Origin of the sequence: Methylobacterium sp. E-046, assembly GCF_022829625.1 — a bacterium.
GTDB lineage: Bacteria > Pseudomonadota > Alphaproteobacteria > Rhizobiales > Beijerinckiaceae > Methylobacterium > Methylobacterium longum.
On the sequence record NZ_JAKSYP010000290.1, the window covers coordinates 397454 to 405237 of the forward strand.

The following is a 7784-nucleotide window of genomic DNA, read 5'->3' on the forward strand; positions in this document are numbered from 1 at the left end:
TCCCCCTCCTCAGCGGTGTTCCTAGCCGGGGCGGCGGATCGCCGGTGCCGCCACGCTCTCGATCATCACGTTGATGCAGGCGGGCAGGCCGCTGGCCTGGGCCGCCTCCAGGGCCGCCGGGAGGGCGGCGGCCTCGGTGACCAGCGTGCCGAAGCCGCCGAGGGCCTGGACCACCGCGTCGTAGCGGGTCGGGAGCAGGTCGCAGTGGCGCGTCCGCTGGGGGCCGTAGCTGCGCAGCTGGATCTGGTGCTCGGCGTTCCAGCGCGCGTCGTTGCCCACCACCGCGATGAACGGGACGCCGTAGCGCACGGCCGTGTCGAACTCGGCCATGTGGAAGCCGAAGGTGCCGTCGCCCAGCACCGCGATCACGGGGGCGCCGGGGCGCTCCAGCGCGGCGGCGATCGCGAAGGGGATCGATGCACCGATCGTCCCCGAGACGCCGTTGATCAGCCGGCGCCCGGCGCGGACCAGGGCCTGCGGCCACTGGCCGATCTCGCCGCCGTCGCAGATCAGCGTGCCGTCCGGATGGCGTTCCAGGAAGGCGTCGACCGCGCGACACAACTCCACCGGGTGCAGGCGCTGCCCCGTCCCGCGCAGATCCGCCCAGCCGGGCGGGCGGTAGGCGAGGGCAGCCCGCGCCTCCCGGTGCCAGGCGTCCCGGTTCGAAGCGTCCCGGTGGGGGAGGGCGGTCGCGCGCGCGGTCAGCGCCGCCAGAACCGGGCGCGGATCGGCGAGGCCCGCGACGGCGAGGCGGTCCGCCGGAGCGCGGGCGAGGAGCGCCGGATCGGGATCGACGATGACGAAGCGGCAATTGGGGGCGAGGGCGGGTGCCGCACCGAAGCGCAGGGTGAAGTCGAGCGGCTTGCCGAGCAGGACGAGGAGGTCGGCCCGCGCCAGGACCTCGGCGAAGGCGCCGAGCGCCGGATCGTTGATCCCGCGGGGGCTCTCCATGCCGACGACCGGCACGCCCAGGGTCTCGTCCAGCGCCGCCATGGCGGCCCGGCCGGAGGCGTCGCACAGGGCCGGGCCGCAGGCGACGAGGGGCCGTTCTGCCCCGGCGAGGGCGGCGAGCAGGTCGGCCACGAGATCGGGCGCCGGCTCGGCGGCCCGGATGGCGGCCGCGGCCCGCTCCGGGATCCGCACGGAGGCGGCGGGGACGGCCTTGTCCAGCAGGTCGACCGGCAGGCTGAGATGGACCGGGCCGGGCCGCCCCTCCCGGGCGATCCGGAAGGCCCGGGCGAGGTCCGGGCCGAGGGAAGCGACCGAGCCGGCGGTCCAGGCGGCCTTGGTCATCGGCCGGGCGATGTCGGCCTGGGCCAGTTCCTGGAAGGCGCCGCGCCCGAGTTCGGACAGGCCCGCATGGCCGGAGAGCAGCAGCACGGGCGAGTCCGCGGCCACTGCCGTGGTGAGCGCCGCCGCGCCGTTGGTGTGGCCCTGACCGCCCGTGACCAGCGCGACTCCGACCTCGCCGGTCAGCCGGCCCCAGGCATCGGCCATGTGGACGCAGGCCGCCTCCTGGCGGGTGTGGACGAGGGTGATCCCGGTCTCCAGCAGGGCGTCGAAGACCGGCATGATGTGATTGCCCGACAGGGTGAAGATCCGGGTGACGCCGAGCGCCTCCAGGGTCCGGGCCACGATGTCGGCGCCGCGCAGGGTCTGCATGGCTCAAATCCCCTCAGGCGGCCGCGTCGAGGAGGGAGCCCCCCGGCCGCACATGGGTGAAGTGCACCGGCTCCATCGCGAGGTCGAGGGCCCCGCCGCGCTGGCGCACCACGGTGTAGTGCGAGGTCGCGAGATCCGAGGCCTCCGGGAAATCCTCGCGGAAATGCGCGCCGCGGCTGTCGGTGCGGGCGAGCGCCGCCCGGGCGACCGCCTGCGAGACCAGCACGAGGTTCTCGAGGTTCAGCCGGTCCATCCAGGTCAGCGCGTAGCGGCGGTCGCCGTCCGGCGCGCCGGCCCGGGCGACCGCGTCGGAGAGCCCGTCGAGGGTGGCGAGCGCCCGGGTGAGGCCGGTCGCGTCCCGCAGGATCCCGACATCGGCCCACATGGTCTCGTAGAGCGCCTCGCGGATCTCCGGCAGCGACCCCGCGGGCCGGCCGAGCGGCCCGTAGGCCCGGGCGAGGCCCGCCTCGATGGCGGCGGGATCCGGCTCGGCGAGGGCGCCCTCGCGCGTCACGGCCCGGGCCATGGACTGGCCGGCCAAGCCCCCGAACACCGTGGAATTCGCCACGCCGTTGCCGCCGAGCCGGTTCGCCCCGTGGACGCCGCCGGTATCCTCGCCGGCCGCGTAGAGGCGCGGCAGCGCGGTGGTGCAGTCGACCGCGAACTGGAGGCCGCCCATCATGTAATGGGCCGTGGGGATGACCTCGACGAGGCCGCCCGCGAGGTCGAAGCCGCAATCGGCGCAGCGCTCGACCATGCCCTTGAACCGGCGGCGCACGTCCTCGGGGCCGAGATGGCTCATCTGGATGTGGACGCCCCCGCTCGGGGTGCCGAACCCCTCGCGCAGCCGCCGCATGATCGAGCGGCTGACCACGTCCCGGGTCGCGCGCTCGGCCCGCGGGTCGTACGCCTCCATGAAGCGCTGGCCGGTGGAATCGAGGAGCCAGCCCCCCGCCCCGCGCAGGCCCTCCTCCAGCACCGTCCCGGTCATGCGGGTGCCGGCGCCCGCGAGCAGGCCGGTCGGGTGGAACTGCACCATCTCCATGTCGCGCAGCGGGAGCCCCGCGCGCAAAGCCATGGCGAGCCCGTCGCAGGACTTGTCGCCGGACGGCGTGTGGTACTTGTACATGGTCGGCCCGCCGCCGGTGGCGAGCAGCACGGCCTTGGCCCGCACCAGCTTCGGCTCCCCGGTGCGCATGTCGAGCATCAGCACGCCCGCCAGCCCCGACCCGTCCCGGGCCGGGATCAGCTCCAGGGCGCGGTGATCCTCCAGCCGGTGCACGTCCCGGCGCCAGACCTGCTCGGACAGGCGGTTGATGATCTCGATGCCGGTGAGGTCGCCCTTGTGCACCGTCCGGTCGAAGGTCTGGCCGGCAAAGGCCTTCTGGTGGACGCTGCCGTCCGGGTTGCGGTCGAAGAAGCAGCCGAGCTCGGTCTCCAGCTCCCGGATCCGCACCTGCGCCTCGGTGACGAGCGTCCAGGCGAGCGCTTGGTCGTTCAGCCACTTGCCGCCCTCGATCGTGTCCATGAAGTGCCGCTCGACTGAGTCGCCCGGCGCCAGCGCGACGTTGTAGCCGCCCTGGACCATGCGGGTGCAGCCGCACTTGCCGAGCAGCCCCTTCACCGCGACGGTGACGTCGAGGTCGGGGGCGACCTTCTTGGCGTGAAGCGCCGCGAACAGCCCGGCCCCGCCGGAACCGAGGATCAGGATGTCGGTCTCGACCTGTTCGGGACTCATCGGGCCTCCTCCAGGGAGGCCAGCACCGCGTCGCGCCGGGCGGCCACGTCGCGCTGGACGTCGGCGAAGAGCGAGCCGCCGTGCGAATCCATGCCGACCAGCAGCGGCCCGAAATCGCGGATCGCGAACTGCCACAGGCTCTCGGGGTGGAGGTCGTCGAGATCGACATCCACGATGGTCTCGATCCAGGTGGTCTCCAGCGCCGCCGCGCCGCCGACGATCGCCAGGTAGGCGCCGCCGCGCCGCGCGAAGGCGTCGAGGGTCGCCGGTCCCATGCCACCCTTGCCGACGATGAGGCGCACGCCCTCCCGCTCCATTAGGGCGTCGGTGAAGCGCTCCATGCGCATCGACGTGGTGGTACCGATGCAGAACGGCGCGTAGCCGACCGGCGCCTCGTTCGAGACCGGGACGCGGTGGACGTTCGGCGCGGTGTGGATCACCGCGTGGCCGTTCAGGTCGAGCCGGGTGCGGCGATCCCGGTCGAACATGTGGATCAGGGTCGCGTCGCGGATGCCGAACAGCCAGCGGCGGAGGGTGACGGTGTCGCCGATCCGGAGCGCCCGGATCTCGGGCTCAGTGGCCGGCATGTCGAGGACGTGGTGGGCCACGGTCTGCTCCTCAATCGAACGCGATGCCGCCGGGCGTGAACGTCGCGCGGGCGCGGCGGGCCGAGTGGCACTGGATGTTCACGGCGACCGGGTTCTGGGTGATGTGGGTCGCGGCGAGTTCGACGTGGACGGCGAAGCTCGTGGACCGGCCGCCGAGCCCCTGCGGGCCGATGCCGAGCTCGTTCACCGCCCGCGACAGCTCGGCCTCGATCCGGGCGCCCTCGGGATCGGAGCAGACCGAGCGCAGCGGCCGGGTCGCCGCCACCTTGGCCAGATGCATGCACAGGTCCGAGGTGCCCCCGAGCCCGACGCCCACGATGGTCGGCGGGCAGACCCGGCCGCCCAGCTCGATCACCCGGTCGATGACGAAGCGCTTGGCCGCGCCGATCCCGTCCGAGGGCAGCAGCATCTGCAGGAACGAGCCGTTCTCCGAGCCTGAGCCCTTCGGGATCATCTCCACCGCCACGGTCTCGGGCCGGTCGTCGAAGTCGACGTGGATGATCGGCACGCGGATGCCGCAGGAGGTCTGCTCGTTCTTGCGGGTGATCGGGTGGACCACCGAGGAGCGTAAGGAAAACTCCTTCGTGGCCCGCTCGCAGCCGCGCCGGATCGCGGCCTTCAGGGCGGCGCCGTCGACGCGCACGTCGGCGCCGATCACGACGTTGTAGATCGGGATGCCGGTATCCTGGCAGAGGATGTTCTTCGTGCGCTCCGCGACCGCGACGTTCTCCACCATCGTGTCGAGGATGGCCCGGCCCGTGGCGCTGGTCTCGGTGCGCTGCAGGTCGGCGAAGCCCGCCTTGATGTCGGGCGGCAGGATCTTCAGGGCGCGGACGTAGAGGTCGCGGCAGACCTCCTCGAATTCGCGGATGTCGAGATCCATGGCGGGTCTCCGGGGCGACGGGCGGGGCTCACGCCCCGCTGAGGAGGAACAGGAGGCCGACCGCGAAGGCGGTCGCGAGGCAGCCGGAGACGACCAGGGCGGTGCGCTCGCGGTAGCGCAGCCACTCGATGGCGAGCACCCGCAGGCCCAGCGCCATGTGGACGGCGAGGGCACAGACGAGACCCCATTCGGCGGTGCGGACGAAGCCGTTCTGGGTGAGGCCGAGGAAGCTCTCGAGTCGGTCGGCGCCCTGGAGCGCGGTGCCGAGCGCGATGAAGTGCATCGGGAGGAACAGCGCCAGGGCGAGCCCCGAGAGGCGATGGATCAGGGCGGCGGCGAAACCGGGCCGGCGCAGGGACGCGCGAATCAGGCCGGCCCGCATGGGAGGCGTCGTGGAAGCCCTCATGCCCAGTACACCGCCAGCGCCGCCCGCAGGCCCAGCCCGGCGAGCAGGGCCGAGAAGGCGATCATGCTGAGGTCGAGGGAGCGGCCGCGCCAGCCGGTCCACTCGCGCAGGATGCTGCGCAGGCCGATCGGGGCGTGGATCGCGGCGGCCAGCACGAAGACCGCGTAGAACGCGAGGAAGGCGAGGTTGCCGTGCGTCCGGCCCAGGATCTCCCCGGCCGTAAGCCCGCCACGCACCGCGTACAGGATCGTGCCGAGATGGACTGCGACCGTGACCGCGAGGATCGCGGCCGTGCCGCGCTGGGCGAGGTACAGGAGCGGGCTCATCCGCGCCTCCAGAACCGGCGCACCGCCGCCTTGCCGGTCTCGCGCTTCAGGCCGGCGATCGAGAAGGTCGGGCTCAGGCCCTTCGGGCAATGCTCGGTGCAGCTCATGTGGCTGTGGCAGGAATGGCAGCCGGCATCGCCCGCCACCGCGGCGAGCCGCCCGTCGCGATCCTGGTCGCGCACGTCGTTGACCAGCGTCCAGGCCCGGTTGAGGGCCGCGGGCCCGAGATAGTCGGGATTCCAGGTGACGACATCGCAGGCGGCGTAGCAGACGCCGCAATTGATGCACTCGATGCCGGCATCGACCTCCTGGCGGGCGGGCGAGTCCGGCTCGACGGTCGCGAAGTCGTCGGGCGGGTTCTCGCCCGGCTCGAAATACCCGTGGGCGCGGCGCCACTTCTCGAAGAAGGGCTCCATGTCGACCGCGAGATCCTTGACCACCGGCAGGTTGCGCAGGGGCTCCAGGCTCAGCATCCCGTCCGGCGCCACCGCGGCGACCCGGGTGCGGCAGGTCCAGCGCGGACGCCCGTTCACCGTCATGCCGCAGGAGCCGCACATGCCGACCCGGCAGGCGAAGCGGTAGGCGAGCGTCGGGTCCTGATCGCGCTGGATCTCGGTGACGACATCGAGCACCGTTTGATTGGCCCGGCGCGGCACCACGTATTCCGCGACCGCATCGCCCCGCCGGACGCGTACCCGCAGCGCCTCGGTCACGCCCTGTCCGACGGCGTGATCGACGGGGACCGTCACCGCGTGGCCTCCTTGGGGGCATCGCCCGCCGCCGGCGCGGGGAAGAACAGCTCGGCGTCGCTGGAGGCCGTGGCGGAGACCAGTCCGGCGCGGTTCATGTAGGCGAGATAATCCGTCATGCGCTCGGGCTTGGTGGTCCAGGCGTTCTGCGGTGCGCGGATGAGGGCTTCCGCCTCCTCCGGCGAGATCTTCGCGCCTTCCGCCTTGATCCAGAGGGTCGCGGCCTTCGCCGGATCGTCCCGGATCAGCTTCAGGCTGTCTTCGAGCGCCGCCAGGAAGGATGCGGTGACCTTGGGATTGGCCGTGACGAAGCGGCTGGAGGCCCAGACGAGGTTGAAGGTGTGGGGACCGCCCATGACGTCGTAGCTGTCGAGCACCTTGTGCGCCCGCGGGTCCTTCAGCTCCATCTCCTGAAACGGAGGAGAGCCGAAATGCGCCGTGATCTCCGAGTGGCCGCCCATCAGGGCGGTCTGCGCGTCGGGATGTCCCATCGAGACGGTGAGCGGATCGAGCTTGGCCTGCTGGCCGGGCCCGAAGGCCTTCTCGGCGGCCATCTGCAGGGTGATCGCCTGGATCGAGGTCTTGGCGGTCGGCAGCGCGATCTTGTCCTGAGGGCCGAAATCCTTGATCGACTTGACCGCAGGATTGGTGGTCACCAGCCAGAGCGGCATCGCGTTCAGCGCCGCCACACCCTTGACCTTGATGTTGCCCTGTGTCCGGCCCCAGATCGTCAGGAACGGGCCGACGCCGCCGGAGGCGAAATCGAGGTTGCCGGAGAGCAGGGCCTCGTTCATCCCCGAGCCGCCGGTGAAGCGCAGCCACTCGGCCTTCAGGTCGAGGCCGCGCCGCTTGGCCTGCTGTTCCAGCAGGCCCTCCTCCTCCATCACGGTCAGCGGCAGATAGGAGATCCCGAACTGCTTCGCGAGCCGAACGGTCGAGACCTCGGCGCGGGCGGCGCTGAGCGCCACGCACATGGCCGCGACCGTCCCGACGAGCCGGATGATGCCCCGTGCCGCCATGGCGTTCCTCACCGGTTCTTGCGCCGATCTTGTCTCTCGCGAGTCCGTCGGCGTCGAGTCGAGGATACGCGCCGGGGGAGGCGTGTCAACACTCATGTGTCATATACATGACCTGGCGCGCGTCTCGAGGGCGAGCGGCGTCCGGCGCGCCTGATCGTTTCCGGATGCGGAGTGAGCGACGGCGCGCATCGGGACGGCTCGATGCGCCTGCCGCCGGGTCGGCGCGCGGAGCGCGAAGCTGGCGTCGGAAGACCGGCCCCGGACGTGGGGCGGTTCAGGCCTGCATGCCCCAGCGCTGGAGGGTGCGGCGCTCGATGGTCTGGAAGATCAGGTTCTCGACCACGAGGCCGATCAGGATGACGGTGAGCAGGCCGGCGAACACGTTCGGGATGT

8 protein-coding genes and 1 pseudogene are annotated in these 7784 nt (G+C 72.1%); all 9 read right to left on the reverse strand.

Annotated features, from left to right (window positions below; all coding sequences use genetic code 11):
* Window positions 1-21: 21 nt before the first annotated feature.
* Entirely contained in the window at window positions 22-1662 is a 1641-nt protein-coding gene (locus tag MKK82_RS33495; RefSeq protein WP_238291089.1) for a thiamine pyrophosphate-binding protein, read from the reverse strand.
* A 13-nt stretch (window positions 1663-1675) separates the two neighbouring features.
* Window positions 1676-3400 (reverse strand): L-aspartate oxidase, encoded by a 1725-nt coding sequence (locus MKK82_RS33500; protein WP_243988047.1) that lies wholly within the window; start codon window positions 3398-3400, stop codon window positions 1676-1678.
* Window positions 3397-4008, reverse strand: coding sequence for a fumarate hydratase C-terminal domain-containing protein (locus MKK82_RS33505; protein ID WP_238291087.1), 612 nt, complete (start codon window positions 4006-4008; stop codon window positions 3397-3399). Before MKK82_RS33505 ends, MKK82_RS33500 begins: the two co-directional genes overlap by 4 nt.
* Before the next feature lie 10 nt (window positions 4009-4018).
* Window positions 4019-4891 carry a fumarate hydratase gene (locus MKK82_RS33510; RefSeq protein ID WP_238291086.1) on the reverse strand — a complete coding sequence of 291 codons (873 nt, stop codon included), beginning with the start codon at window positions 4889-4891 and terminating at the stop codon, window positions 4019-4021.
* A 28-nt stretch (window positions 4892-4919) separates the two neighbouring features.
* Window positions 4920-5273 (reverse strand): succinate dehydrogenase, encoded by a 354-nt coding sequence (locus MKK82_RS33515; protein WP_238291085.1) that lies wholly within the window; start codon window positions 5271-5273, stop codon window positions 4920-4922.
* A gap of 20 nt (window positions 5274-5293) precedes the next feature.
* Window positions 5294-5623 carry a succinate dehydrogenase gene (locus tag MKK82_RS33520; protein ID WP_238291084.1) on the reverse strand — a complete coding sequence of 110 codons (330 nt, stop codon included), beginning with the start codon at window positions 5621-5623 and terminating at the stop codon, window positions 5294-5296.
* Window positions 5620-6372, reverse strand: coding sequence for a succinate dehydrogenase/fumarate reductase iron-sulfur subunit (locus tag MKK82_RS33525; protein ID WP_243988049.1), 753 nt, complete (start codon window positions 6370-6372; stop codon window positions 5620-5622). Before MKK82_RS33525 ends, MKK82_RS33520 begins: the two co-directional genes overlap by 4 nt.
* On the reverse strand, window positions 6369-7391 hold the full coding sequence (locus tag MKK82_RS33530) for an ABC transporter substrate-binding protein (protein ID WP_238291082.1): 1023 nt from the start codon (window positions 7389-7391) through the stop codon (window positions 6369-6371). The genes MKK82_RS33525 and MKK82_RS33530 overlap by 4 nt, the downstream gene beginning before the upstream one ends.
* A gap of 274 nt (window positions 7392-7665) precedes the next feature.
* Window positions 7666-7784, reverse strand: a pseudogene (locus MKK82_RS33535) (ABC transporter permease); the annotation flags it as partial.

Coding starts and splice junctions, on each gene's coding strand:
- MKK82_RS33495 (WP_238291089.1), bottom strand. CDS start 1,662: ATGCAGACCCTGCGCGGCGCCGACATCGTGGCCCGGACCCTGGAGGCG.
- MKK82_RS33500 (WP_243988047.1), bottom strand. CDS start 3,400: ATGAGTCCCGAACAGGTCGAGACCGACATCCTGATCCTCGGTTCCGGC.
- MKK82_RS33510 (WP_238291086.1), bottom strand. CDS start 4,891: ATGGATCTCGACATCCGCGAATTCGAGGAGGTCTGCCGCGACCTCTAC.
- MKK82_RS33515 (WP_238291085.1), bottom strand. CDS start 5,273: ATGCGGGCCGGCCTGATTCGCGCGTCCCTGCGCCGGCCCGGTTTCGCC.
- MKK82_RS33520 (WP_238291084.1), bottom strand. CDS start 5,623: ATGAGCCCGCTCCTGTACCTCGCCCAGCGCGGCACGGCCGCGATCCTC.
- MKK82_RS33530 (WP_238291082.1), bottom strand. CDS start 7,391: ATGGCGGCACGGGGCATCATCCGGCTCGTCGGGACGGTCGCGGCCATG.